21 protein-coding genes are annotated in these 25,840 nt (G+C 61.2%); 10 read left to right on the top strand and 11 right to left on the bottom strand.

What is annotated here, in order from left to right:
• Positions 1–80: 80 nt before the first annotated feature.
• The 5 genes from H035_RS17575 to H035_RS0100750 all read left to right on the top strand — a co-directional run bounded on the left by H035_RS17575 (position 81) and on the right by H035_RS0100750 (position 6,775).
• Positions 81–668, top strand: coding sequence for an ATP-dependent zinc protease family protein (locus tag H035_RS17575; RefSeq protein WP_022947108.1), 588 nt, complete (start codon positions 81–83; stop codon positions 666–668).
• A gap of 9 nt (positions 669–677) precedes the next feature.
• On the top strand, positions 678–2,234 hold the full coding sequence (locus tag H035_RS0100765; protein ID WP_022947107.1) for an inactive transglutaminase family protein: 1,557 nt from the start codon (positions 678–680) through the stop codon (positions 2,232–2,234).
• The gene (locus H035_RS0100760; protein WP_022947106.1) at positions 2,231–3,187 is read left to right on the top strand and encodes an alpha-L-glutamate ligase-like protein; all 957 of its coding nucleotides are present in this window, start codon (positions 2,231–2,233) and stop codon (positions 3,185–3,187) included. The genes H035_RS0100765 and H035_RS0100760 overlap by 4 nt, the downstream gene beginning before the upstream one ends.
• Positions 3,188–3,285: 98 nt before the next feature.
• A complete protein-coding gene (locus H035_RS0100755) occupies positions 3,286–5,061 on the top strand; it encodes an assimilatory sulfite reductase (NADPH) flavoprotein subunit (RefSeq protein WP_022947105.1) in 1,776 nt (591 codons plus the stop codon).
• 1 nt (position 5,062) lies between these two features.
• Positions 5,063–6,775, top strand: a complete 1,713-nt coding sequence (locus tag H035_RS0100750) for an NADPH-dependent assimilatory sulfite reductase hemoprotein subunit (RefSeq protein ID WP_022947104.1) — start codon at positions 5,063–5,065, stop codon at positions 6,773–6,775.
• 115 nt (positions 6,776–6,890) lie between these two features.
• Here the strand turns inward: H035_RS0100750 and H035_RS0100745 are convergent, their stop codons facing one another.
• From H035_RS0100745 to coxB, 3 genes are read right to left on the bottom strand one after another with little or no spacing between them, the layout of a single operon-like run.
• On the bottom strand, positions 6,891–7,226 hold the full coding sequence (locus tag H035_RS0100745; protein WP_022947103.1) for a hypothetical protein: 336 nt from the start codon (positions 7,224–7,226) through the stop codon (positions 6,891–6,893).
• Positions 7,226–9,727: a cytochrome c oxidase subunit I gene (gene ctaD, locus H035_RS0100740; RefSeq protein WP_022947102.1), complete on the bottom strand. Its 2,502-nt coding sequence runs from the start codon at positions 9,725–9,727 to the stop codon at positions 7,226–7,228. The genes H035_RS0100745 and ctaD overlap by 1 nt, the downstream gene beginning before the upstream one ends.
• Complete coding sequence (coxB, locus tag H035_RS17570) at positions 9,724–10,491, bottom strand: cytochrome c oxidase subunit II (RefSeq protein ID WP_022947101.1); 768 nt, start codon at positions 10,489–10,491, stop codon at positions 9,724–9,726. Before coxB ends, ctaD begins: the two co-directional genes overlap by 4 nt.
• An 18-nt stretch (positions 10,492–10,509) precedes the next feature.
• Here coxB and H035_RS0100730 point away from each other — a divergent pair, with 18 nt between their 5' ends.
• Positions 10,510–10,977 (top strand): DUF2231 domain-containing protein, encoded by a 468-nt coding sequence (locus tag H035_RS0100730; RefSeq protein ID WP_022947100.1) that lies wholly within the window; start codon positions 10,510–10,512, stop codon positions 10,975–10,977.
• A 39-nt stretch (positions 10,978–11,016) separates the two neighbouring features.
• Here H035_RS0100730 and H035_RS0100725 read toward each other — a convergent pair whose 3' ends face one another.
• On the bottom strand, positions 11,017–11,433 hold the full coding sequence (locus tag H035_RS0100725) for a CopD family protein (protein ID WP_026596109.1): 417 nt from the start codon (positions 11,431–11,433) through the stop codon (positions 11,017–11,019).
• A gap of 147 nt (positions 11,434–11,580) precedes the next feature.
• Positions 11,581–14,316: a cation-transporting P-type ATPase gene (locus H035_RS17565; protein ID WP_022947098.1), complete on the bottom strand. Its 2,736-nt coding sequence runs from the start codon at positions 14,314–14,316 to the stop codon at positions 11,581–11,583.
• Between the two features lie 145 nt (positions 14,317–14,461).
• On the opposite strand from H035_RS17565, the gene H035_RS0100715 reads away from it, so the two are divergent.
• Positions 14,462–14,839 carry a hypothetical protein gene (locus H035_RS0100715; protein ID WP_022947097.1) on the top strand — a complete coding sequence of 126 codons (378 nt, stop codon included), beginning with the start codon at positions 14,462–14,464 and terminating at the stop codon, positions 14,837–14,839.
• A 115-nt stretch (positions 14,840–14,954) separates the two neighbouring features.
• On the opposite strand, the gene H035_RS0100710 is transcribed toward H035_RS0100715, so the two are convergent.
• Complete coding sequence (locus H035_RS0100710) at positions 14,955–15,944, bottom strand: DUF6635 family protein (protein WP_022947096.1); 990 nt, start codon at positions 15,942–15,944, stop codon at positions 14,955–14,957.
• 525 nt (positions 15,945–16,469) lie between these two features.
• Between H035_RS0100710 and H035_RS0100705 the strand changes: the two genes are divergently transcribed.
• From H035_RS0100705 to H035_RS21630, 3 genes are all read left to right on the top strand, one after another.
• The gene (locus H035_RS0100705; protein ID WP_022947095.1) at positions 16,470–17,093 is read left to right on the top strand and encodes a DUF1264 domain-containing protein; all 624 of its coding nucleotides are present in this window, start codon (positions 16,470–16,472) and stop codon (positions 17,091–17,093) included.
• A gap of 61 nt (positions 17,094–17,154) precedes the next feature.
• Positions 17,155–17,400 (top strand): hypothetical protein, encoded by a 246-nt coding sequence (locus H035_RS22325; protein ID WP_022947094.1) that lies wholly within the window; start codon positions 17,155–17,157, stop codon positions 17,398–17,400.
• Positions 17,393–17,605: a hypothetical protein gene (locus H035_RS21630; protein WP_022947093.1), complete on the top strand. Its 213-nt coding sequence runs from the start codon at positions 17,393–17,395 to the stop codon at positions 17,603–17,605. Before H035_RS22325 ends, H035_RS21630 begins: the two co-directional genes overlap by 8 nt.
• A 480-nt stretch (positions 17,606–18,085) precedes the next feature.
• Here H035_RS21630 and H035_RS17560 read toward each other — a convergent pair whose 3' ends face one another.
• The 5 genes from H035_RS17560 to H035_RS0100665 all read right to left on the bottom strand — a co-directional run bounded on the left by H035_RS17560 (position 18,086) and on the right by H035_RS0100665 (position 25,748).
• Positions 18,086–19,273: a cation diffusion facilitator family transporter gene (locus tag H035_RS17560; protein ID WP_022947091.1), complete on the bottom strand. Its 1,188-nt coding sequence runs from the start codon at positions 19,271–19,273 to the stop codon at positions 18,086–18,088.
• Positions 19,270–22,437: an efflux RND transporter permease subunit gene (locus H035_RS17555; protein WP_022947090.1), complete on the bottom strand. Its 3,168-nt coding sequence runs from the start codon at positions 22,435–22,437 to the stop codon at positions 19,270–19,272. Before H035_RS17555 ends, H035_RS17560 begins: the two co-directional genes overlap by 4 nt.
• A gap of 9 nt (positions 22,438–22,446) precedes the next feature.
• Positions 22,447–23,949, bottom strand: a complete 1,503-nt coding sequence (locus tag H035_RS0100675) for an efflux RND transporter periplasmic adaptor subunit (protein ID WP_022947089.1) — start codon at positions 23,947–23,949, stop codon at positions 22,447–22,449.
• Positions 23,946–25,298, bottom strand: coding sequence for a TolC family protein (locus H035_RS0100670; protein WP_152485933.1), 1,353 nt, complete (start codon positions 25,296–25,298; stop codon positions 23,946–23,948). Before H035_RS0100670 ends, H035_RS0100675 begins: the two co-directional genes overlap by 4 nt.
• Before the next feature lie 90 nt (positions 25,299–25,388).
• Positions 25,389–25,748, bottom strand: a complete 360-nt coding sequence (locus H035_RS0100665; RefSeq protein ID WP_022947087.1) for a hypothetical protein — start codon at positions 25,746–25,748, stop codon at positions 25,389–25,391.
• Positions 25,749–25,840: the final 92 nt, after the last annotated feature.

The following is a 25,840-nucleotide window of genomic DNA, read 5'->3' as shown; positions in this document are numbered from 1 at the left end:
TTCAACCCAAATCAAGGATAATAGAACGTTTTAGGAAAATCCGGGTCCTATTCAGCTATTTCACCTAGGGAGGTCCCCGCTTGAACGCTGTCATCCGTTCTTTTTTTAAATCGATTTTGCTTTTGGTGGCCCTGTCTCTCGCCACCCCGGCTTGGACGGCCGAATCAGCGCCCATCGTTTCGGGCTGGGTGGAATGGGTGGTGCTCGAACCCTGGGGCATCCCGTTGAAGGGCAAACTGGACACCGGCGCCAAGACCTCTTCCCTCCACGCGGTGGACATCGAGTATTTCGAACGGGAAGGAGAGGAATGGGTGCGGTTCAAAACCGTCGAGTCGCCCCAAGATTCCAAGCCTTTGACCGTCGAGCGCCCCCTGGTGCGGGACGTTCGAATCAAGCGCCACAAAAGCGCTTATCAAAAACGGCCGGTGGTGACGCTGGGGGTGTGTCTGGGCGATCGCTACACCACGGCCGAATTCAGCTTGATCGACCGAAGCCGATTCAACTACCCGGTTCTGCTGGGACGCCGCGCCTTGAAGAAAAAGGACGTTTTGGTCGACGCTTCGCGGACCTTCACCCTCGGTTCCGAGGCCCGGCGGTGCCAACAATTGTCTCAATCCGCCCGACCATACAATACCTTGGCGGCGCGCGCGCGCCTCGTTCAACCGTAGGGGGAGGCGTTGAGAAATCTGCATCTGAAACTGTTGGCGCTCGCCTTGGTTGTTTTCGCCGTCACCCTGGCAAGTTACAAAGTGTTCCAACTGGGGCTTCCGCTTTTTCCCTCGGAAGGGGTGGAAATCTGGAGCGTCGAGGCGCGCTTTTCTTTCCGAGGCAAAGGCGGGCCGATCAAAGCCCGATTGCGCCTGCCGAACAATCCGCCCGGTTTGTTGATCGTCGACGAAAACTTCGTCTCCGGTCGCTACGGTCTGACCATTCAGGAAGAAAAAGCCAATCGGGTGGCGGAATGGGTGGTCCGGCGGGCCAAGGGCGAAGAGGTGCTTTACTATCACTTGCAGTTGGCTCATGAGACAACAATGGAGCGAGCCGCGGACGGCACGGCATCGCGCCACCCCTCACCCAGTCACCCGCTCCCGCCGCCGGTGCCGGATTACGCGCCCGATGTCGCCCCGGCGGTCACCGCCTTGTTGGAAGAGGTCCGGCAAAAATCCGCCGATGTGGCCACCTTCACTCGGGAGTTGCTGCTGCGCGTGAACGCCGAATCGAAAAGCGAAAACGTCCAGATGCTCATGCAGAACGTGAGCACTCCGACGGAAAAGGTGGCCAAAATTCGCTGGATCCTGGCCGGGGCCCGCATTCCCACCCGACCGATCCAAGTATTGACACTGCACGAAGGGGAACGCCACGGCAAGCTGATCCCCTGGTTCCAGGCCCACAACGGCCAGCGTTGGGTGACCTTCAATCCCGACACTTCCGAAAGCGGGATTCCCGCCAATATTTTGGTATGGGCGGCGGGGGAAGTCCCCTTGCTGGAGGTCGAGGGAGGTAGGCATCCGAAGGTCGAATTCGCCGCCACCCGCTATACCCAGGAAGCGATCACGCTCGCCGAGCGCCGGGCCCGCAAGGTCGGCTCCCGGGTGATGGAATTTTCCCTGTTCAGCCTCCCCATCCAAACGCAAAACGTATACCGGATCATCTTGATGATCCCCATCGGCGCGCTGTTGATCGCCATCCTGCGCAACGTGGTGGGCATCAAGACCTTCGGCACCTTCATGCCCATCCTCATTGCCCTGGCGTTCCGGGAGACCGAATTGGTGTGGGGCGTGGTGCTCTTCACCCTGGTGGTGACTCTGGGCTTGGCTTTCCGGTTCTACCTGGAATATCTGCAATTGCTGCTCGTCCCCCGGTTGGCCTCGGTGCTCATCATCGTCATCCTTCTGATGGCGGTGATCACCATGCTCAGCCATAAACTGGGATTGGAGCGCGGTCTCTCGGTGGCGCTGTTTCCCATGGTCATTCTCACCATGACCGTGGAGAGAATGGCCTTGATCTGGGAGGAACACGGCCCCGGCGAGGCGCTTCAGCAAGGCGTGGGCAGCATGATCGTCGCCATCCTCGCTTTTTTGCTGATGAGCAATGGCACACTCAAGCACATGATCTTCGTATTTCCGGAACTGCTCTTGGTGGTCCTGGCGGCGACCCTGCTGCTGGGACGTTACGCCGGTTACCGCCTCACCGAGTTGTGGCGTTTCCGGGCATTTCTCAGGGACTCGAAATGAGGGTCTGGGAACGCTGGTTTCCCGAACGCCGTCTTCTGGGCTTGGGCATTCTGGGCATGAACCGGCGCAACGCCGAATACATCATGCGCTACAATCCGCGGCGCTTCTATCCCCTGGTGGACGACAAGCTACAGACCAAGCGCCTGGCGATGGAAGCCGGCGTGGCGGTGCCCGAGCTCTACGGGGTGGTGGAAATCCAAAGGCAGATCAAGGCGCTCCACGGCAAGCTGCGCGGCTATTCCGAAGGATTCGTGGTCAAGCCGGCGCACGGCAGCGGGGGCGAGGGCATTCTGGTCATTACCGGCCGCAGCCGGGGCGGCTACCGCAAGAGCAGCGGGGTATTGATCAGCGAGGAAGAGTTCGAATTCTACGTTTCCAACATTCTGAGCGGCCTGTACAGCCTCGGCGGCTTGCCCGATTGCGCCTTGATCGAGCGGCGCATCGATTTCGACCCGATCTTCGCCAACGTGAGCTATCAGGGGGTGCCCGATATTCGCACCATCGTCTTCCGCGGGGTGCCGGTGATGGCGATGATCCGCCTGCCGACGCGGGCCTCGGACGGCAAGGCCAATCTCCATCAAGGCGCGGTGGGGGTGGGCATCGATCTGGTGGATGGCCGGACCTTCATGGGCACCTGGCATGAAAGCCTGGTCGAGGAGCATCCGGATACCGGCGGGAATATCGCGGGACTTCAGATCCCTCATTGGGAGACCATTCTGCGTTTGAGCGCCGCCTGCGCCGGTCTGGTGGGTTTGGGATACATCGGCGTGGACATCGTCTTGGATCGCAAGCTGGGCCCCCTGATGCTGGAAATGAACGCCCGCCCGGGTCTGGCGATTCAAATCGCCAATCGCGCAGGACTTTTCCAACGCCTGCGTCAAATCGACGCCATGGCTTCGATTCCGGCCACGGTGGAAGAGCGGATCGCCCTGGCCAAATCCATCGCCCGATAAGCTCAGCGCTTGACGACCCGGGAAAGGCTTGAAAAAATTGTCCTCTTGAGTCGCGCGCCTTCGATCTTTCTTGTGATAAATCGGGTATCCTATTTGCTATGAGCCAGTTTCCCCCTTCCCCTTTGAATCCCGAGCAGACCGAGCTTTTGGAGCGTCTGCTTGCCACCCTGTCCCGCGACCAGCGCATGTGGCTGAGCGGCTATCTCGCCGCCCCGGCGCAGGAAACCGCCGCCCAAGCCCCGGCCCGGACGCCGCTGGTCACCGTGCTTTACGGGACCGAAACCGGGCATTCCGAAGAGCTTGCCGAAACTATCCGCAAGATGCTCATCGACCGCGGCGTGCGCGCCCAGGCGGCGGACATGGCCGATTACGAACCGCGCAAACTCAAGCAGGAAAAATTCCTGCTGGCGATCACCAGCACCCACGGCGAAGGGGACCCGCCCGCGCCGGCGGAAGGCTTTTTCGAATTTCTCCACTCCATCAAGGCGCCCAAACTGGACGGGGTCCGATTCTCGGTCCTGTCCCTGGGGGATTCCAGCTACGAATTTTTCTGCGAGGCCGGCAAGGTCATCGACGCCCGTCTGGAAGCATTGGGCGCCGAGCGCTTCCAGGACCGCGTCGATTGCGACGTGGACTACGAGCAAGCGGCGCAGGAATGGATGACGGCGGCGGCGGAAAAATTGGCGGAACTGCTCGCCGCGGTGGCCCCGCCCCGGGAAGTCGGCTCTCCCTTGACCTCGGCCCCGGCCGCCCGCTACGACCGTCACCACCCCTTTCAGAGCCTGGTGTTCGAAAACGTCAATCTCAACGGCCACGGCTCCGACAAGAAAACCCACCATCTGGAACTGTCCATCGAGGACTCGGGCCTGGTCTACGAGCCGGGCGACGCGGTGGGCATCATTCCCCGCAACGCCCCGGAATGGGCCGACGAATTGATCGAGGCCCTGGGGCTTCCCGCCGGCGAGCCGGTGGAAACCCCCCGGGGAACGCGCGCGCTCCGGGAAGCCCTCGAATCCGACTACGAGATGACCCAGCTGGCGCCGGCGTTCGTGGAACGCTACGCCGAGTTGAGCCAGAATCCCACCTTGAAGCGCTTGAGCCAAAAGGAAAACCGCCGCGAGCTGATGGAATTCGTCCAGGGCCGCTGGATCGTCGATCTGGTCCGCGAATATCCCTTGCCGGGCATTCAAGCCCAGCAGTTGCTGGGCTGCCTGCGGACGATGCAGCCGCGCCTGTATTCCATCGCCTCCAGCCAGGCGGCCTATCCCGACGAGCTGCATCTCCTGGTGGCGGTGGTGGAATACCGGATCGACGGCAAGCTGCGCCAGGGGCTCGCTTCCAGTTTTCTCTCCGAGCGGGTCAAGGTGGGCGACCGGATTCCGGTTTACATCGAAACCAACAAGCATTTCCGCCTGCCCAAGGATCCCGCCGCCCCCGTCATCATGATCGGGCCGGGCACCGGGGTGGCGCCCTTCCGGGCTTTCCTGCAGGAACGCGAAGCCCGCTCGGCGCCGGGGAAGAACTGGCTGCTGTTCGGCGAGCGCCGCTTCCGCACCGATTTCCTCTACCAGGTGGAATGGCAGAAATGGTTGAAATCGGGCTTCCTGAGCCGCATGGACGTGGCCTTCTCCCGCGACGGCGACCAGAAGGTCTACGTCCAGCACCGCCTGCTCGAAAAAAGCCGCGAGCTTTACGCTTGGCTGGAGGAGGGTGCCTATTTCTACGTCTGCGGCGACGCCAACCGCATGGCTCCCGACGTCCACGCCGCCCTGATCGAAGTGGTGCGTAAGGAGCGCGGCTGCGATCGGGAACAGGCCGAGGAATACGTCAAGACGCTGCAACAGCAAAAACGCTATCTGAAAGATGTGTACTGAGATGACCAAACGCGACGCCGATCTCTCCCAGCCGTTGGAAAAGCTCCATCCCAACGAAACCTTCAAGCACGACAGTAGCCACTTGCGCGGCACCATCGCCGAGGGCCTGGAGGACCGGATCACCGCCGGTCTGCCCAGCGAGGGCGACCAGCAGTTGCTGAAATTCCACGGCACCTATCAGGAAGAAGACCGGGATCTCCGCCAGGAGCGCCGCCAGAAGCGCCTGGAGCCGGCCTACGAATTCATGCTCCGCCTGCGCCTTCCCGGCGGCGTCTGCACCCCCGAGCAATGGCTGCAGCTGGACGAACTGGCCCATCGCTACGGCAACGGCACGATGCGCCTCACCACCCGCCAGACCTTTCAATTCCACGGGGTGCTGAAATGGCATCTCAAGCCCCTGCTCCAAGGCGTCGATCAGGTCCGGCTCGACAGCATCGCCGCCTGCGGCGACGTCAACCGCAACGTGATCGCCAACGCCAACCCGTTCCGCTCGGAAGTCCACCGGCGCACCTGGGAGCTAGCCCAACAACTCAGCGACCATCTGCTGCCCAAAACCCGCGCCTACTACGAAATTTGGCTCGACGACCAGCGCCTCGCCGAAGGGCCTTCCGAGCCGGAGGAAGAACCCCTCTACGGAAAGACCTATCTGCCGCGCAAATTCAAGATCGCCCTCGCGGTCCCGCCGGACAACGACGTGGACCTGTTCGCCCACGATCTGGGGCTGATCGCCATTGAGGAAGCCGGCCGATTGTTGGGGTTCAACGTATCGGTGGGCGGCGGCATGGGGAATACCGACGGGGATTCGGAAACCTATCCCCGGCTGGGGGAAGTCATCGGCTTCTGCCTGCCCGAACAGGTGCTGAAGGTGGCGGAAACCATCGTGGCGATCCAGCGCGACTATGGCAACCGCAAGAACCGCGCCCGCGCCCGTCTCAAATACACCCTCGATACCCACGGCACCGACTGGTTCGTCACCGAACTGGAAAAGCGCCTGGGCTTCCGCCTGGAGCCCCGGCGCCCGTTCCGCTTCACCCGCCGCACCGACCCCGTGGGCTGGTTGCAAGGCGAAGACGGCCGCTGGCACTACGGGCTCTACATCGATTGCGGCCGGATCAAGGGGGCATTGATGGAAGCCCTGCGCACCATCGCCCAAGAGCATAGCGGCCATATCAGCCTCACCTGCAACCAAAATCTGATCCTGACCGGGATCGAGGAACAAGACCGGCCCCGCATCGAGCGCCTCTTGGGCGAACACGACCTGGAGGAACAGAACCGGATCACCCCCGCCCGACAGGCTTCGTTCGCCTGCGTCGCCATGCCCACCTGCAACCTGGCGATGGCGGAAGCGGAACGCTATTTTCCCCGCTTCATGGAGCGCTTCGAGGAACTGCTCGCCTCCGTGGGCCTTAAGGACGACGAGATTATCGTCCGCATCAGCGGCTGCCCCAACGGCTGCGCCCGCCCCTATCTGGCCGAAATCGGCCTGACCGGCCGCGCGCCCGGCAAGTACAACCTGTACCTGGGCGCCAGTCGCGCGGGCGAGCGCCTGTCTTCCCTGTATCTGGAAAACATCGACGAAGGGCGCATCTTCGCCGCGCTCACCCCGTTGCTGCAGCGCTATGCGGGCGAACGCGAACCGGGAGAGGCATTCGGCGATTTCCTGGCCCGGATCGGTTGGGACGGGACCCCCCCGGCGGAGGCAAGTACCGAGTAGGAAGGTTATGAATCGACTCCCTTCTCCCGCTGGCGGGAGAAGGCCAGGATGAGGGTGGATCTAATTGAAATGTTCGCGATTACCCTACCCCTTACCCGAGAATTAAAACAGGCTCTTACAGACACGGTGGCAACAGCAACAGCTTGACGCCCATCCCCAGGGTGGCCAAGGCGGCGACGAGGTGGAGGACGGCGGCCAATCGGGCGATGAAGCGGCGGGAAGGGTCGCGGTCATCCGACCGCCGGCAGAGATTCGCCCAAACCAGCAACAAAGCGGCGGTGGCCACCGTCAGCAGGAACAAAACCAGATTGATCCAGGTGCGCGCCCCTTGTTCCGCCGGCTGGGGCGCGAATTCGCAGGCGACCGCCAACAAGCCGTAAGTCACGCTCAACCACGCGAACCAGACGCTCAACCCGAGCACCAGTTGGATGGGATGATGGGGGGCCGGCATCAGGCACCTCCTCGGGTCAGGGAAACGAGCGCCAGGATGGCGAAACCAACCCAGAACACGCCCGCCGTGTACAGCCACCAAAGCGCGACCACCCGGGGTTCGTAGGGAATCGCCGGGGTGACGTAACCGACGCCCGCCCGCCAGGCTTGCAGTCCGGTCATCAGAGTGGCCAAGCCGCTGTGGCACAAAAGGTAGGCCCAAAATACCGTCAAAATGGCGCCGTGCACGTTCCCGGTCGCATTCGGACCCGCCCCGTCCCAAATCCAGAACAGACTCAAGCAATGAACCGCTCCGACGCAAGCGATGCCCCACAAGTGGCGCGGCAGGTGCTTTTCCGTTTTGGTTCGCAGCCACCGCACCACCCGCTGGAACCAGAACGCCGCGCCCGTCAACAAGCCACCGCTGAGCGCCAGGACGGACCAGGCGACGGGGGTGTCCCCCGAACCCCATTCACCCGGCGCGACGGTCCAGGTATACAACCAGCCGAACAGGAAGGAAACGAACAAAGAAGCGTCGGCGAGCAGGGTGATCGCCATCCCGTACAGGCCGGGACCGTCGAAGGTCCTGGAATGCAACGGCGGTTCGCCCGGCAGGGTTCGCGCGTCGGGCGCCGCCGCGGGATGGGCGCCGTTCTCCCAGCTCCAACGCAGCAAAAAACCCAGGCTGACCAAAGCGGCGATTCCGGCCCAGGCATAAGCCCTGAGCAACAGGCAGACGCACAGCACCGCCAGGGCCGACGCCGCCCAGAAGGGCAGCAGGGAATTGCCGGGCAAATGGATGATCTCCCGCACCTTGCCGGTGACCGGGTCCGAACCCCAGGTTTCGCGGCGGCCGTGACCGATGGTGGTGAGGGCATGGCGGCCTTCGGAAATGGTGGTTTGAAGGTCGGGCCGCTCCCACAAGGGATGGCGCGTCGGACACGCCGGCAGACTGATGAAATTATAGGGACTGGGGGGCGTGCCCGTGGCCCATTCCAGGGTGTCGGCGTCCCAGGGATTGGATTTCGCCGGCCGGCCGAAGCGCCAGTGCAAGGCCAGATCCACCAGGATCATGGCGATTCCCATGGCCAGGATGAATCCGCTCAGGGAAGTAATCAGATTGGGCAGATCCCAGCCCAGTTCCGCCCGATAGGTATAGACGCGCCGGGGCATCCCCAGCAAGCCGGTCAAGTGCATAATCAAAAAGCCGGCGTTGAAGCCGATGAAGGTCAGCCAGAATCCCCAGCGCCCCAAAATATCCGAGGGCATGCGGCCGGAGAAATGGGGAAGCCAGTAATACAGCCCCGCAATCAACGGGAAGAGCATGCCCCCCACCAGGACGTAGTGGAAATGGGCGACCACGAAATGAGTATCGTGTACCTGCCAATTGAAGGGAATCAGGGCCAGCATCACGCCGGTCAGGCCGCCGGCCAGAAAAATCACCAGAAATCCGGTGACCCACAGCATCGGCAGTCGGAAAACCGGCCGCCCGACCCACAGGGTCGCCAGCCAGGCGAAGACTTGAACCCCGGTGGGAATCGCCACCAGCATGCTGGCCACCGAGAAAAAGCCCTGCGCCAAGTGGGGAATCCCGGTGGCGAACATGTGATGCACCCACAAGCCGAAGCTGAGAAATCCGGTGGTGATGACCGCCAGCACCACCCAACGATAGCCCACCATGGGGCGGCGCGCGAAGACCGGAACCAAGGTCGACACGATGCCGGCCCCCGGAAGAAAAATGATATAAACCTCGGGATGCCCGAACAGCCAGAACAGATGCTGCCAGAGAATCGGATCGCCGCCGCGGGCGACGTCGAAGAAAGGCATGTTCAGCGCCCGCTCCAATTCCAGCAGGATGCTGGCCAGAATCAGGGGCGGAAATCCGACCACGATCATCAGCGACATCACCAGGATGTACCAGCAGAACAGCGGCATGTGGCGCAGGGCCATGCCGGCGGTACGGCTGCGCAGGATGGAGGCCGCCAGTTCGATGCCGCCCCCCAGGGTGGAAACTTCCACGAAGGTGATGCCGAGCAGCCAGAAATCGGGATTGGGCCCCGGCGAATAGACCGGACCGCTCAAGGGGGTGTACAGAAACCAGCCCACATTGGGAGCGATCCCCAAACACAGGCTGGAAAGCAGGATCAGGCCGCCGAACAGATAGCACCAATAACCGAAAGCGCTCAAGCGGGGAAAAACCAGGTCGCGCGCGCCGATCATCTTGGGCACCAAATACATGGCCAGCCCTTCGAGTATCGGGATCGCGAACAGGAACATCATCACCGTGCCGTGCATGGTGAACAATTGGTCGTAGGTATCGGGCGCGAGCCAATCCCGTCCCGGGCGCGCCAATTGAATCCGCATCAACATCGCCAGCATCCCGCCGATCAGGAAAAACGCGCCGCCGGTGAGCATGAAGCGAAGCCCGATGGTGGTGTGGTTGACGATGGTCAGGGCGCGCCATCCGCGCGGATTGCCCCAGACCTCGTTGAATTGCCCATGAATGCTTGTCGATTCGTTCATGGCGCTTCCAGCCTGCGAGAGGCGGTTTCGTTTTCAGGCACGGCCGGCGATCGCTGGCGGGATCGCAGCCAGACATCGAAATCCGAGGGAGAATGCACCTTTGCCTCGAGTCTCATACGGGCATGTCCGGCGCCGCAAAATTCCGAGCACTGTCCCGGGTAGCTACCAGTGACGTCGGCCACGAGCCGCAAGACGTTGGTGTGCCCGGGGATCGCATCGATCTTGCCTCCCAGCCGCGGGAGCCAGAAGGAATGGATCACATCGGCACTGGTCACCCGAATATCCACCGGTACGCCGGCCGGCAGGTGCAGTTCGTTTCGCAAGGCCACCCGCGCCTCGGGATAGACGACCTCCCACCACCATCGGTGTCCGGTGACCTCGATCCGAAGCGGCGATCCCGCTTCCAGGGGCAGCGGCAGCAAGCGGTGTCCGATCGGAATGCCGAAAGCCAACAGCATTCCCAAACTGACCACCGGCAACACCACACCCCCGCCGACGATCCAGCGGATAGCATGGCGGCTGGTCGATTTCCGGTCCGGCGCCGGTTCACGCCGCATGGCATGGAGCCATAAGCCCACGATAACGATCAGCACCAAGCTCGCATAGATAAACATCCCCCACCACAGCCACGCAATGGCACGCGCGGACGGTCCCGCCGGGTCCAGCACGGACTGGGGCCCGGCGCATCCGCCCAGAAAAAAAAGGGTGCCCGCCGCCCAGAGCGAAGTTAAACTGGAAGAGACCGTGAACCGCTGCCTTCTCAACCGGAACGGAAGATCGCTATGGAACCACGCCCGATTCGCAGTCGCATGGCCATCGCCGGACACCCGATTCACCCCATGTTGATTCATTTCCCGGTGGCCGCATTGCTGGGCCTGGTGGTGGTCGATTTGGCCTATCTCTACACCCAGGATGCCTTTTGGATGCGGGCCGGCCTCTGGCTGGCGGGGATCGGCGCCTTGGCGGGCTGGCTGGCGGCGGCGGTCGGCCTGATCGATCTGCTCACCGTGCCCGCCATCCGCCGCTTGATCACCGCCTGGTGCCATGCGCTCATGGCGGTCATGATGCTGTCGCTGGCTTCGCTCAACTGGCTGCTGCGCTTCAAGGAGGCGCTTCCCCTGCAGCCCTGGGGCATTTATCTCTCCTTGCTCACCGCCGCCCTGATCGCGGCGGCCAGCGTGCTGGGCGGACAACTGGTCTACGGCTACGCGGTGGGTGTCCAGGTAGGCGAAAGGGAGACCGAATCTTGAGGGTCGATGCGGGAACCGGGCATTTGCCATATCCTATTCCTAAAACGGTTTGGTCAACACCAACCCGAGCACCGCCAGAATCAAGCCCGTCATAACGGCGCCCAGCAGCAGGCAAGGCAGCATCGGGTTGCGGTGCGGATGGTGCCAGGCGTAGACGAGCAGCAGGCCGGTCAGCACATGACAAAACACCAGGCCGGCGACCAAGGTGAGTTTCAAGATGAGCCACAAGGCCACGATACCGCCGGTAACGAACACCAGGGTGCCCGACGCGACGGCGACCAGGGCCGCCGGGGTGGCAAAGAGGGTGAAAAGGAGACGGGAACTGGCGAGATGGCCGTTTCCTTCGTCTTTCACCAGCGGGAGGAGCGGCGCCCCGGCTAGCAAGGCCGGCATATAAAGCAGGGACCCGCACCAGCACACCACGGCCGAAATATGTAAGAGTACAAGCCAAGGCATCGTGCTCAACTCCCCATCCAGCATGGACCGCCCAAAGAAAGGGACCGCCTCCTTTATAACACAAGCCGATCAACTTACAAGTAGGGGCGACCGACCACTCCTACCGCAAAACGGGTCAAACCGCGGACCGTTCCGCCACGCTTCCGCTCACCGGCCTTGTCGGACGCGCCGCCGCTGCACCCATAGACGGAGGCCCTTTTCCGCCTCCAGGATCAAAAACAGCATGACACCGATGCCGACGATTTCCGCCCCGTGGATGAAATCCACCGGACGCGTGTCGAAAAAGGTCTCCATGAAAGGCGCATAGGTGAAAGTCAGTTGTAGCACAATCACCACCACTACGGCGATCAGTGCCGCCCGGTTGCCGAACATTCGTTTCGGATGCAGAGCCGTTGTACCGAGATGACGTGCATTAAACAGATAAAAAATTTCCAGGGTTACCAGGGTGTTCACCGCATAGGTACGGGCTTCCTCCAGGGTTGAACCGTCAGTTTGGGCAAGGAGGAAAATGCCGAACACTCCCACCACGAACAGGAACGAAACGAAGGCAATACGCCATAAGAGCAATGCGGACAGAATCGGTTCAGCGGGTGGACGCGGCGGGCGCCGCATCACATTAGGTTCGGGGGGCTCAAAGGCCAGCGCCATGGCCAGCGCTACGGAACTGACCATGTTCACCCAGAGGATCTGGAGGGGAGTGATCGGCATGACCAATCCGGCGAACAAGGCCACCACTATGGTCATGGACTCACCTCCGTTGACCGGCAGAAGGAATAAAATCGCCTTTTTCAGATTGTCGTAGACAGTACGCCCTTCCCGGACCGCTTGGGCAATGGAAGCAAAATTATCGTCAGCGAGCACCATCTCCGCCGCTTCCTTGGCCGCCTCGGTACCGTTGCGGCCCATTGCGACCCCCACATCGGCCCGCTTCAAGGCGGGGGCATCATTGACCCCGTCACCGGTCATGGCCAACACATGACCGGATTTTTGGAGCGCTTCCACCAGCTTGAGCTTGTGTTCCGGGGTGGTACGGGCGAACACGTCCACCCGTTCGCTGACCTCTACCCAGTCCTGCTCAGGCAGCCGATCGAGATCCTGACCGGTGAGCGCTTCCCCGCAATTCTCCAGCCGGAGTTGGCGGGCGATGGCCAGCGCGGTGGAGGCGTGATCGCCGGTGATCATCTTGACCCGAATGCCGGCGGAACGGCACTCGGAGATGGCGGCGATGGCCTCCTCGCGGGGCGGGTCCATCAGTCCCAGCAATCCCAGCAGAATCAAGTCATGGTCCACCTCGTCGAACATCAGCTCGACGTGATCGGCATGAGTCGGACGCATCGCCACCGCCAACACCCGCTGGCCCTCGGCGGCGATGGCGTCGATCCGCTCCTGCCAGTATTCCCACTCTATGGGCGCGCTGCGACCGTCGCCGGATCGCTGCCACGAACACATCTCCAGCAGGCGCTCGGGGGCTCCCTTGACCCAAATGAAGCCGTTACCATCGTGGTCGTGGTTCAAGGTGGCCATGAAGCGATGATCGGAATCAAAGGGGATGGCGTCGGTGCGCGGCACGCGTTTACCCTCGCGCCGATAATCCAGGCCGGCTTTAAAAGCGGCAGTGAGCAGGGCGCCTTCCATCGGATCGCCCGACACGATCCACTGACCCTGATGTGGGCGCAAGGCGGAATCGTTGCACAAGGCGGCGGCGCGCATTAATTCGATAAGGTGAGGATATTTGGCCGCCTCGATTTCCCCATCATCCAAGGTAAATCCGCCGTGCAGATCGTAGCCCACGCCGCTGGTTTTGAAGGTGTGCTCGGCCGTGGCGACGGTGCGCACGGTCATTTCATTGCGGGTGAGGGTGCCGGTTTTATCGGAACAGATCACCGTCACCGACCCCAGGGTTTCCACCGCCGGCAGGCGCCGGAGAATGGCGTGGCGAGCCGCCATCCGCTGTACGCCCAGGGCGAGGGTGACGGTGAGGATGGCGGGCAACCCTTCCGGAATCGCCGCCACCGCCAAACCGACGACGGTCATGAACATAGTGTTCATATCCTGGCCCTGAAGCCAAACCCCCACTCCGAAGATGGCCACCACCGAGACCACGATCGCCACGCTGAGCCAGCGCGAGAAGCGGTCCATTTTTCGTAACAGCGGGGTGGTCACTCGCTCCACTTCGGCCAACATGCCGCTGATTCGCCCGATTTCGGTGGCGGGGCCGGTAGCCACCACGACGCCAACTCCTTGGCCAGCACTCACCAGGGTTCCGGAAAAAGCGACGGACCGGCGGTCGCCGATAGCCGCTCGCTCATCGACGGAGGTGGGAGATTTTTCCACCGGCAACGACTCACCAGTAAGAATGGCCTCTTGAATCTGTAGATTCTTGGATTTGATCAGACGCAGATCGGCCGGCACCTTGTCCCCGGGCTCCAGCAAAACCACATCGCCCGGCACCAATGCTTCGGCGGATAAATTCTGCCGCGTACCGTCCCGGACCACCGACGCGCGAGGAGCAAGCATGTTGCGGATAGCGTCCAAGGCTTTTTCCGCTTTTCCCTCCTGCACAAAGCCGATAACGGCGTTGATCAGCACCACGCCAAAAATCACGCCGGTATCCACCCAATGGCCGAGCAATCCGGCGATCGCCGCGGCGGCGACCAAAATATAAATCAGCAGATTGTGGAAGTGGCTTAAGAAACGCAGCAGCAGACTGCGCTTTTTGGGCTCCGGCAGGCGGTTCGGTCCGTAGCGCTGAATGCGGCGATCCGCTTCTTCCTCGGAAATTCCCTCCTGTTCGTCGCTACGCAATTCGGCGATCACCTTTTCCGCGGTTAGGTGATGCCAAGGTCGGTTTTGCGCGCTATCCTCGGGTTTCAGGTCGGCCATGGCAACACTCCTGTCCTATAGGGGGCGTTAAAATGGGTTGTTCTCCAATCGGTTTAAGCGCTGTCCCGGATCCCTGTCAACCCCATTCCGCTCCCTTCAAGTGGTAATAATTGACGTCCTGCCGGTCCTCGAGTACATTCCCCCTATGAATAAGAGCGTTTATTTACTTTACCTTCGCATCGCCGTGCTGTTGATATTCGCTTACGGCTCTTATCTCGCCGCGATTCGGGCCGGGATGGATCCGGCGACCTTCGTCTTCGGGGCGGTCACCGGGCTGGTCATCGGCTTCGTCTGGTACTATCTGGACCGACTTCGCTGGAGACAGCGCGAAACCGCCTATCACGATTACGCGGACTATGTCGCCAATACCGTGAGCCTGGTCTACCTGAAGCATGGTCCTTGTCCGGCTTGCGGCCGCTCGGTGGAGGACGACAAGTTGGCCGACGGTTTCAGCGCCCACAGTCCCTCGTGCCCGATTCTCGCCGAGATCACCGGCTTCGGAGAAAGATCCGGACCTTACTGAAGCAGGGCAACCACAGGGGGGTTGCCCCCCTACCCATTACGTCAGTAGGGGCAGAGGCCCCCGTGCCTGCCCTGGTTGAATGCCTGCCTCGGTTCTAAGGGGCAATCTGAACCACCTATCGCGCCGCCAGGGCCGCCGTTTTGAGCAGGTCGAGGATATCGAACACTCGGGCGAGGTACTGATCGTGAATCTTGAGCCGGCTTTCCCCCCGGCCTCTCAATTCGTTGCCCAGCCGATCGACGAATTTTTCCAGCCTTTTTCGATGGATGCCGGTCACGGCCAATAAGGGATCGACCACCACCCCGGCCAGGGTGGAAACCACCGCCAGAGCGGCCATGAGCGTCCCGGTGGAGGCGACCACCAGGCCGGTGGAGGCGGCGACCGGAAAGATCGAGTAATACCAGGCGCCGAGGGTCGGACCCAACCAGAAACTGGACACCGCCATTTGGTGGGCGATGGCGCCGGCCAGGGCGCTTCCGCCGGCGATCGCGCCGGGCGTGGCTTTTTGGAAAGCCGCGTAGCCCGCGGCCAGACTCACGATGCCGGCGGCCAACTCGGAGGCCGCGGTGCGGGCCACCGCGAGCTGGGTCAAATTGTGCTCCAAGGCCTCCTTGAAGCCGGGGTCGTCCACTTTGCGGCGGATGATTTCCAGATACGCCTCGCATTGACGGGCCAGGGCGGGTTCCGCCAGAATCTCAGCCAGCAAGGCGTCGCGATGAGATTCCCGTTCTCCCTCCCGATAGGGCAACTCCAGCAGCTCCGTGTAAATCAGCCATTTGACCTCCCGCTGGACATCGGTTTCCAGCCCCTTGGGGAGCCTGTCCAAGCGGCGGGCCACGCCGTCGGCGCCCACTTTTCGGAAGATACCGCCGAGCGCTTGCACCCCCACCGAGGGAACCGCCCAGACCACATTCAACGGCGTGCGGTACAAGTCCCGCCCCAGCGCCTTGCGGTGAACTTTCCAGGCGGTGCGCACGGAAAAATAGTCGGCCACGAATTGCGGCACCCGCGCCTTGCGGGATTGGATATAACGTTCGATCCCCCGCTCAACGGCCTGATTCACCACTTCGGAATCGATGGGCGGCGGGTTGTGAAAATCGTTCATCGTCATAGTCAATCAGATACGGCTATCCAGTCCAAGGTTTCATGACAACGACGGCTATGGTCGCCGCTTTTCCCTCAATAGTATCGTGAAGCCCGGATGAAACGTAGCCGAACCATCACCCCAAGGCGGTGGGTTTTGGCGAACACCGCTATCCCTTACAATCACGAAATATATGATTTCCCATATATAACGCCACCCGCGGCATTTACGAAAGGCGGGAAGGGGTGATGCCCCACGTAAATGCTGCCCGGTGGATGTGCATGTCCACGCCAAGCGCTAAGGGACGCCGACATTCGAAGATCAAGCGAAATTGCTCGGGAACGACTCATCGGCTGTGTTTCCAGAGAGATGAAACTCTCGAAAGCATAACCGCCTTCAGTTTTATATCATTTTGGAATTTCTTTATGTCTGTTTATGAATAACCAATCTTTTAAGTCAAGAATAATTTTATAGAATATGCATATCTCGTTAATTCATAAACGAGATGAAAGCCACAACCAATAAATCCTGACCGGAGGTTATGTCATGAACACACCATTGAAATTCATTTCATCCGCGGCCTTGGCGGGGCTGACCAGCATCGCTTATTCCGCCAGTCAAGATACCCATGGAGACATGGCCGCAGAGGCAGTCAAATTGCTGCAGGCCGAGGGCAGCACTTCCCAACCGATGCGCCCCTACAACCAAACCTACAATCCGAGGCAAAAGGAATATCCCAACCACCTCGGATTCAACGATTTGCACATTCAGGCACTGCGCCATTTGCCCGATGGGGACATCGACCCGCGCAAGTTGCGCCACCCGGTGCATCATCACTGCAAGGCCTACGACGACGGAACATTCGTTTGCCTCATGTTCCATAGCGGTATGAAGGATCAGGACAAGCCCATCGGCTTCGAGTACATCATCCCCACTTCCCTGTTCCAACAGCTACCTGCCGAGGAAAAGCAATACTGGCATTATCACAAGGAGGAAATCCCGATGGCGAAAGCCACCTTCCCCGATCTCACGCCGGAAGAAACGGCCGAAGTGCTGCCGAAGGTCAATGAGACCTACGGCAAGGTCATCTACTTCCACCACCCGGATGACGAGCTACCTCTCGGCCAACCTTATATTTTGGATGTGCACAGCATGCCTCGTGTCGATTGATTGACGCCTTTCCCCGGCTGCCTCCCGCGGACAGCCGGGGCTTTTTTGGAGGAGATGGATCATGACGAAATACTTCTCACGCTGGCTGATGGTTTGGCTATGTGTTTTAACCCTGCCCAGCCTGGCCGAAACACCTTTGGGCTTGCTGGAAGTATCGCCGCCGGCGGACAATCCACAAAATTCAGCCAAAATCAAACTGGGCAAGCAGTTGTTTTTTGACCGCCGCGGGCGCGCATTCACCGACGGGCACCCCACGGCGCACCCCCACCCTCCACAATATTGGATTAACCGGCCCCTATATGCATGATGGGAGTCAGAAAACCTTGGAAGGGGTCGTCGACTACTACGATCAAGGAGGGAGGCGGAATCCGTTTCTGGACCCGGCCATTTATCCACTTCATTTGACCGATCAAGAAAAATCGGATCTGGTGGCGTTTCTCAAATCCCTCGACAATCCAGACTGTCTCTTCAGTCCCGGTCGATTCCCTCGCGTGGAGGCGTCCGGACCATAATTATCTTTGCGCCACGAATTCGCCGCCTCTACCCTTGCATTCGGCGGCCTGCAATCTCACCGTACGCCGGGGAGCGATGAAGGCGATGTGTCCGCTCAGTTTCTTGATCCGCGACGGAAGCAGGCAATCCCCGACCGCGCTCGACCGGGGAGGGGTTTGCACCGCCGCCGAAACAGATTGGGAACGACTGTTCGGAAGGGTATTGCACCCAGCGAGCGCCCAACTAATGAACAACAGACCCGCAAAAGAAATAAGCGGCGTTTTTTGACGACACGAAAAGAAAAGGGCGGTCATATTGAAACCTCCAAAGCGGTCCCGGAGGGAGGGAATGGTCTTAAATATCGGGGCGACCACGCATCGAGGCCACCACGGTCATCACAGGAAAACGCCTGTATGGGAGAAGATTATAGGCAGGTGTGGATAAGTAACCGTGAGGCGGCCCGCAAAAACGGAAATCAGACGAAATAAGGACTCGCCTCTTTAACGACGCCTATCCACCAAGACAGCGATTAGAAAGCAAATCAAAACGGCGCCATAAGCCGCCCACTCGCCCCAATGCCATTGCGCCGGCATTTGCAGCGAGGCCAGCCAGAGGGGAAAATCCCCGCCGACGCGGTAAAGGCGCAAGCCCAATCCCGTCAGGAGAGACAGTCCCGTCAAAGTCCCCCACAAGGCGCGCCAAGGGAATGTCCGAGCACTGGCAAAAGATGGGATTTCATTGCCGGGGTGTAGCCCGCAGACCGGCTCCGGTTCATGGGCTTCGACCAGGCAAGCCAGCCCTCCTTCCGAAGTTTGGAATTCGAATTCCAGCGTCGAATGGCGGATGTCGTAGAGTTGGGCGAGGCGGCGCTTGAGACGCTGCTTGATCGTCTCGATCTCGCCGGCATCGTCGGAGTCGATGACCACGTGAGCCTCCAGGGAACGGCGGTGCTCGTCGATCTCCCATACGTGGACGTGGTGCAAACCCCTCACGCCTTCCTCGCCTTCCAAAGCGTGGACCAATTCGGCCAAATCCACGTCGCGGGGCGTGCTCTGCATCAGAATGCGGATGGTCTGCTGAATCTCGGTCCAGCCGTGGTAGAGCACATAGGCGGCGATCAACCCCGTGCAGATCAGATCGGCGATGTTCCAACCGTACAATAGGATCAAACTGCCGGCGATGATCACCGCCACCGACCCCAAGGCGTCGGCCACGTTGTGGAGGAAGGCGGCGCGGATGTTGAGGCTTTGTCTGGCACCGGCGAAGGTCAGCATGGCCGTGACCACGTCCACCACCAGCGCGAACCCGCCCACATAAATCACCAGCCAACCTTCCACCGGATGGGGATTGAAATAGCGCACCACGGCCTCGTAGATCAGATACAGGCCGAGCAAAATCAAGGTGGTGAGGTTGATCAAGGCACCGATCAATTCGGCGCGCTGGTAGCCGAAGGTGCGCAGCTCGTCGGCGGGGCGCCGGGAGATCCGGCGGGCGATCAGGGCCACCCCCAGCGAACCGGCGTCGCTGAGGTTATGGAGCGCGTCGGCCACCAGGGCCAAACTGCCGGAGATCGCGCCGCCGATGATCTGGGCGACGGTCAGCAGCACATTGATCAAAAGGGCCCAGATTAGACGGGCTTCGCCCATCTCGGCGTGGTGATGATGGTGGTGATGGTCGGAGTGGCTCATTGAAAGGATTTTCCACCAGGAGGATTCCAGAATGCAAACAGCCGATAAAGCACCGGCAATACCAACAAGGTGAGACCGGTGCTGGAAAGGATGCCTCCGATTACCACCGTGGCGATGGGGCGCTGCACCTCCGCGCCGGCGCTGGTGGCCAGGGCCATGGGGAGGAAGCCCGAGGAGGCCACCAATGCGGTCATCAATACCGGACGCAGGCGGGTCATGGCGCCCTCCCGGATCGCCTTATCCAAGGGTAGCCCGTCTTGGCGCAATTGGCGAATGAAGGACACCATCACCAGACCGTTGAGCACCGCCACACCGGACAGGGCGATAAACCCCACCCCGGCGGAAATGGAAAGGGGCATGCCCCGCAACCACAGGCTCAACACCCCTCCGGTCAGGGCGAAGGGTACGCCGGTAAATACCAGCAGGCCGTCCATGAAGTTGCCGAATGTGCTGTAGAGTAGGATGAAAATTACCACCAAGGCGAGGGGCACGGCGAACGCCAGGCGCCGGGCGGCTTCGGCCATCAACTCGAAGCGGCCGCCCCAGTCGATCCAATAACCGGGAGGGATATCCACGCGGTTTTGAATTTTGGTCTTGGCTTCGGCCACCACCGAACCCAAATCGCGCCCGCGCACGTTGAAGGTGACCGCGATCCGCCGCTTGCTGTTTTCGCGGGAGATTTGATTGGGACCGGGACGCACTTGCACTTTCGCCACCGTGCTCAAGGGGATATAGGCCGCCCTCGAATTCCCGATGCCACCGGTCCCTTGGGCGGCCCCGTCGGGGAGGAGAATGGGCAGGCGTCTCAAGGCTGCCACGTCCACCCGATAGGTTTCGGGAAGACGCACCATCAGATCGAAGCGGCGGTCGCCCTGATAAATCTTGCTGGTGGATTTGCCGCCCATGGCGATCTGGACCACCCGCTGAACGTCGGCCGTATCGAGGCCGTAACGGGCCAATTGATCGCGATCGAGATGAACAGTCAGAACGGGCAGTCCCGATACCTGCTCCACCCGCACATCGGCGGCACCCGGCACGCTGCGAAGGACGGAAGCGATCTGCCGGGCGCTTGCCAGCAAGACGTCCATCTCGTCCCCGAAAACTTTTACAGCCACGTCGGCCCGCACGCCCGAAAGGAGTTCGTTGAAGCGCAGCTCGATGGGCTGGGTGAACTCGTAGTTGGCGCCGGGAAAGCGGGCGATTCGCTCCGATAGGGCGGCAACCAAATCGGCCTTGGGGCGATCCGGATCGGGCCACTCGCTTCTCGGCTTGAGCATGATATAACTATCGGCGATATTGGGCCCCATCACGTCGGTGGCCACCTCGGCGGTGCCGATGCGAGCCGCCACGGTTTTGACCTCGGGAAAGGATTTCAGCGCCTGCTCCAGATTTTCCTGCATGGCGACCGACTGATCGAGACCGGTGCCGGGCGTGCGAAGCACTTGCAACGCGATGTCGCCTTCGTCGAGGGTGGGGATGAACTCGGTGCCCATGCGGGCGGCGATCAAGGCGCACAAGGCAACCGCCACCGCCGCTCCGATGACCGTCAGTGCCCGATTGCCCAGGGTCCAATCGAGAGCGGGCAAGTAAACCCGGCGAGCCAGGCGCATGAACCAATTGTCTTTTTCCGAGACATTGCCCTTGAGAAAGATCGCGATTGCCGCCGGGACGAAGGTGACCGACAGAATCAGCGCCCCCACCAGGGCCATCACCACGGTTTGGGCCATGGGATGGAACATCTTGCCTTCCACGCCGGAGAGGGCGAAGACGGGGAAATAGACCGCCATGATGATGAGCTGACCGAACAAAATCGCCCGCCGCGCCTGTTCGGAGGCGTCAAATACCGCCTTGAGGCGCTCGGCCAGGGTCAGGGGGCGTCCCAGTCGCTGTTGCTCCTCCGCCAGATGGCGCACGCTGTTTTCCACCATCACCACCGCCCCGTCCACGATGATGCCGAAATCGATGGCCCCCAGACTCATCAGATTGGCGCTGACGTCGCCGGCCACCATGCCGGTCACCGCGAACAACATGGACAAGGGAATCACCAAGGCGGTAATCAGGGCCGCGCGGATATTGCCCAGCAGGAGAAATAGCACGGCGATCACCAAGGCCGCTCCTTCCATGAGATTGGTTTTGACCGTCTCGATGGTCTTGTTCACCAGCACGGTGCGATCGTAGAAAGGCTCGGCGGTCACCCCTTCGGGCAAGGATCGGTTGGCCTGCTCGAGCTTGTTTCGGACCGCCCGAGCGACCGCGCGGCTGTTCTCGCCCCACAGCATGAAGGCGGTGCCGATCACGGTCTCTCGACCGTCGCGGGTGGCGGCGCCGGTGCGCAGCTCCTTGCCCAAGAGCACCTCGGCCACGTCCTTGATATAAATGGGCGTGCCCTGATGGGTGCCCACCCGGATGTTGCGAATCTCGTTTAAAGTGTACACCCGGCCGGGGACGCGAATCAGAAACTGCTCGCCGTGATGTTCGATGTAACCGGCCCCCGCCATCCGGTTGTTTTCGGCCAGGGCGCGCATGATGTCGCGAAAACCGAGACCGTAGGCGATGAGCTGTTGGGGATGGGGGGTGACGTGGTATTGCTTCCGGTAACCCCCGATGCTGTTGACCTCGGTCACCCCGGGCAGGGTGAGCAGCTGCGGTTTGACGACCCAATCCTGCAGGGTGCGCAGATAAGTATCGGTGACCGGGGTACCGTCCGGCTGCCGGGCGCCGGGTGCGGCTTGCATGGTCCACAAGAAAATCTCTCCCAAGCCCGTTGCCACGGGACCCATTCGGGGATCGACGCCGGCTGGCAAGTCCCCCTTGATCTGCTGAATGCGCTCGGCGACCTGCTGGCGGGCAAAGTAAAGATCGGTGCCTTCCTCGAAGATCACGGTGACCTGGGACAACCCGTATTTGGAGATGGAGCGGGTTTCCTGGAGCCTGGGGGCGCCCAACATGGCCAACTCCACCGGGAAGGTGATGAGCTGTTCGGTCTCCAGGGGCGAGTAACCCGGCGCGGCGGTGTTGACCTGGACCTGGACGTTGGTGATGTCGGGTACCGCATCGATGGACAGACGCTGTAGGTTGTAAATGCCGATTCCCATCAAGCCCAAAACGAGCAACATGACCAGCCAGCGCTGCTCGACGGAAAACCGTAAGAGTCGTTCAAACATGGCTTCTCCTTAGTGGTGGTGCGCAGCGCTGGATTTACCCAGTTCGGATTTGAGCACGAAACTGCCCCGGGCGGCGTAGCGCTCGCCCGCCTTCAGGCCTTCTCGAATCTCCACCCAGCGGGATTGTTCGCCCCGTCGTCCCGTCACCACCGGCCGAGGCTCGAAAAGGTCACCGTGACGGACGAACACCACCGACCGATCCCGCCAGGTCTGGATGGCTTCGGCGGCCACCGCCACCGGAACGTCTACCTTCTCCTGCAGCACCTCGACCGTGACGAAGAGCCCCGAACGCCAGCGTTCTTCCGGATTGGGGATTGCCACATAGGCCTTGGCCGAACGCGTCCGCTCACCCACCAGGGGCCCGACATAGAACACCGTGCCTTTAGTCGTTTGGGCGAGGTCTTCGGCGCGTACCGTCACCGTCTGCCCCTCCCGGACGGCATTCAAATCCTTGCTGTAGACGGTGATTTCTCCCCACACCGTGGCTAGATCGGCGATGGTATAGACTTGGGTGTCGGCTTTGACGCCCTCGCCCAAAGCCAGATGCTTTTCCACCACTTCGCCGGCGAAGGGTGCTCTCAGTTCATAGCGGTTGAAGGCCATATCCCTGCCCGCGGTGATGGCTTCGAGCTCGGCGGGAGAAAGATCCAATGCAATCAATTTCTGCGCGCTCGCCTCGGCCGTTGCCTTGGCCTCGGCCCACCGGGTTTTGGCTTGCAAATAATCCAGTTCGGCGGAGATTTTTTCCTGCCACAGTTGTTTTTCCCGCTCGAAGGTCACGCGGGCCAACTCGAGGCGCCGCCGCGCGGTCAAATAATCGCTTTTGAGGCCGGCCAGTTCGCGGCTTTCCAGCACGGCGAGAATTTCATTTGGCTTCACCGTGTCGCCCAGATACTTGCGCACCTCGGTGACCACCCCGGCCACCCGCGGGACCACGTGCGCTACCCGGCGGGGATCGAGCCTGATCTGGCCGGGCAGGGTCAGTACCGTCTCGATGGAGGCGGGGCCGGCGGCTTGGAGAACGATGCCGTTTTCTGCCAGTGCGGCCGCCTCCAGCTCGATCCCGTTATTCACCTGCCAATACGCCCAAACGTACGTTTTATCCCGATAGCTCGCGGTCACTTGAAGCTTGAACACATGGGGCTCGGGCACCGGTTGGAGGCTTTCCAAGCGATCTCCTTTCGCCTCGAAGGTCAAAGGCTCGGGTTTCTCATGGGGCCGCTCGAGCCTCGCCGTCAACTTCACCGCCTCGGGATCAAGGGGCTTTTCTTGCCAGAAAGCCTCGGCCCGGAGGCGGGGCGGGCCTTGAGTCGACTCCGCAAGGCCGATGTGAAGTTCAAACGCCCCCCGGCGCAAATGCTTCGTTTCGCCGCCTTCATCGTGGTCGGCATGGGTTTGATGGCCGTGAAGGTCGGCTTGATTCGGGGAGTGGTTGCTTCGGAGGCCCATCCACGCCAACAGAAATCCCCCCGAGAAAACCGCTACCAATACGATCGCTTGCTTGGCTGTCATTTCGATTCCTCTAAACCGTGGGCTGCGTCCAGCGGCTCGCCGATCAGCCGCTCCACTTCGGCGACCGCCTGGTGATAATCGGCCAAAGCGGCCAGATAACGCTGCCGGGCGTCGAACCAGGTGCGCTGGGTATCCAGCACATCCATCAGGCCGAATTTGCCCCGGCGATAGCCTTTCTGAATGGCCTCGAAGGCGCTCCGGGCGCCCGGAATGACTTGCTCCTTGAGGGTGGTGACTTCGGCGTGGGCCGCGGCAAGCCGGCGATAGGCGGTATTCAATGCGGTGGTGACCGTCACCTCCGCATTGACGCGCCCTTCCTCGGCTTGGACCAGACGCTGACGGGTCTCTTCAATTTGGCCCTGGTTGCGGTTGAAGATCGCCAGCGGCAAGGAAAGCCCCGCCATCACGGCGGTCTCGCCGGCATCGTGAAATTGGGTCGCCCCCACACTCACCTTGAGATCCGGAATGGCGCGGCTTTCGGCCAACTCCAGGGCCGCCCGTCGACGGGCGATCTCGCTGGCCCAGCGGGCCAGATCGGGGTTTTGCTGCAAACGTTGAATCAGTACCTTACGAGCGGGGATGGGGGCGACATGATCTAGCTTGCCCAAGACCCTCTCAAAACCGGGTTCGGTGCTGCCCCAGGCAGCCGCCAAGCGCTTGCGGGCCGCCTCCAGCGCTTGCCGAATTCGCCGCCGATCGATCTTCACCGACGCCAGATTGACCCGGGCGCGGGTTGCTTGCACCGGCGAAACCTTTCCCGCCCGCACCTGGGCACCCACCACTTCCAGCACCCGCTCGGCCAGGCCCACGAGCTGATCGGCCAGCGCCAAGCGGGATTGGTCCTTGAGCACCTCGATAAACGCTTGAACGGTGGTGGTCGCCACATTCATATAGGCGGCGCGATAATCCCACCCCGCCAATTCTTGATCCAGTTCGGCCAGGCGAACGCCCTTGGACAGCTTGCCCCCCAGGAGAATCAGTTGGCTCAATTTGAGCGTGGTATTGGGCCCGTCGAAACGCTTGAGGGCAGGGTTGCCCAAGTTGCTCGACTGGACATTAAGCACCGGATTGGGCGGTAGCCCCGCTTGGCGCACGGCGCCTTTTCGAGCGTGGATTTCCCGTGCCACGGCGGCCAGCCGCGGATTCCGCACCAAAGCCAGGGACAGGGCATCGCGCGGGGTGAGCTGCGCCGGAATGGACTCGAGGGGCGCGGCCAACGGTTGCTGCAAACGATCCCCGCCGCCGGCTGCAGCCGGCGGCGGGGATAAGGACAGGACGATGGCACACGCCATCTCACCGCCCATCGCACCCAAGCGGCGCAACCCCGTCCTTCTATGACAGAGGATCATGACGAACTCCTGAATTTTTGATAATTGGAGAAGCGCTCCGAACCTATCGGCCGACAGCGGGCCGATATTCCAGATGGCAAGGAGTACGTCTTAGACGATGGGAGGGCGTTGGCGAGGAGGGGCGGTTAAATCGAACCAGGAAAATAGGTAAGCGAAGGATGCCGCTTCGGAAACGCCAAGAAGCATCGGATTGGCGCTCTCGAGCATGACGAGGGCGCCCACGTGCCCGCCATGGTCGTAACTACAAAAGTGACAATGGGACGACGAGTCTTTTCCGTCTTCCTGCTGTCCCTTGGCAAGGTCGGCGTCTTTTTCAACCGCCGCCTGCTGAATCAAAAGGGGATGAGCGTGGGAGCGGGCGCCGACATAAACCCCATGAATGTCGGTCACCAGCCAGGTGGACATCCAGAGGATCGATACCGAGAGCAGCCAGGAAAGAGTGCGCTTCATATTTTAAATGTAGCATCCCGCGGAATCATTATTCAAACCCAGGACAATCACATGAATGCCATTATCTCCCGCCGGGAAGGTGTCGGGAAAGC

Source organism: Methylohalobius crimeensis 10Ki (assembly GCF_000421465.1).
In the GTDB taxonomy this organism is placed as follows: Bacteria; Pseudomonadota; Gammaproteobacteria; order Methylococcales; family Methylothermaceae; genus Methylohalobius; species Methylohalobius crimeensis.
The sequence above is the reverse complement of the archived record's forward strand: the minus strand, read 5'-3'. Positions and strand labels throughout refer to the sequence as shown.

Coding starts and splice junctions, on each gene's coding strand:
- H035_RS0100745 (WP_022947103.1), bottom strand. CDS start 7,226: ATGCCGGCCCCCCATCATCCCATCCAACTGGTGCTCGGGTTGAGCGTC.
- H035_RS0100665 (WP_022947087.1), bottom strand. CDS start 25,748: ATGAAGCGCACTCTTTCCTGGCTGCTCTCGGTATCGATCCTCTGGATG.
- H035_RS0100725 (WP_026596109.1), bottom strand. CDS start 11,433: ATGCCTTGGCTTGTACTCTTACATATTTCGGCCGTGGTGTGCTGGTGC.
- H035_RS0100715 (WP_022947097.1), top strand. CDS start 14,462: ATGAATAAGAGCGTTTATTTACTTTACCTTCGCATCGCCGTGCTGTTG.
- H035_RS0100705 (WP_022947095.1), top strand. CDS start 16,470: ATGAACACACCATTGAAATTCATTTCATCCGCGGCCTTGGCGGGGCTG.
- H035_RS0100730 (WP_022947100.1), top strand. CDS start 10,510: ATGGAACCACGCCCGATTCGCAGTCGCATGGCCATCGCCGGACACCCG.
- H035_RS21630 (WP_022947093.1), top strand. CDS start 17,393: ATGCATGATGGGAGTCAGAAAACCTTGGAAGGGGTCGTCGACTACTAC.
- H035_RS0100750 (WP_022947104.1), top strand. CDS start 5,063: ATGACCAAACGCGACGCCGATCTCTCCCAGCCGTTGGAAAAGCTCCAT.
- H035_RS0100755 (WP_022947105.1), top strand. CDS start 3,286: ATGAGCCAGTTTCCCCCTTCCCCTTTGAATCCCGAGCAGACCGAGCTT.
- H035_RS17560 (WP_022947091.1), bottom strand. CDS start 19,273: ATGAGCCACTCCGACCATCACCACCATCATCACCACGCCGAGATGGGC.
- H035_RS22325 (WP_022947094.1), top strand. CDS start 17,155: ATGACGAAATACTTCTCACGCTGGCTGATGGTTTGGCTATGTGTTTTA.
- H035_RS0100670 (WP_152485933.1), bottom strand. CDS start 25,298: ATGATCCTCTGTCATAGAAGGACGGGGTTGCGCCGCTTGGGTGCGATG.
- H035_RS0100760 (WP_022947106.1), top strand. CDS start 2,231: ATGAGGGTCTGGGAACGCTGGTTTCCCGAACGCCGTCTTCTGGGCTTG.
- H035_RS17555 (WP_022947090.1), bottom strand. CDS start 22,437: ATGTTTGAACGACTCTTACGGTTTTCCGTCGAGCAGCGCTGGCTGGTC.
- H035_RS0100675 (WP_022947089.1), bottom strand. CDS start 23,949: ATGACAGCCAAGCAAGCGATCGTATTGGTAGCGGTTTTCTCGGGGGGA.
- H035_RS17565 (WP_022947098.1), bottom strand. CDS start 14,316: ATGGCCGACCTGAAACCCGAGGATAGCGCGCAAAACCGACCTTGGCAT.
- H035_RS0100710 (WP_022947096.1), bottom strand. CDS start 15,944: ATGAACGATTTTCACAACCCGCCGCCCATCGATTCCGAAGTGGTGAAT.
- ctaD (WP_022947102.1), bottom strand. CDS start 9,727: ATGAACGAATCGACAAGCATTCATGGGCAATTCAACGAGGTCTGGGGC.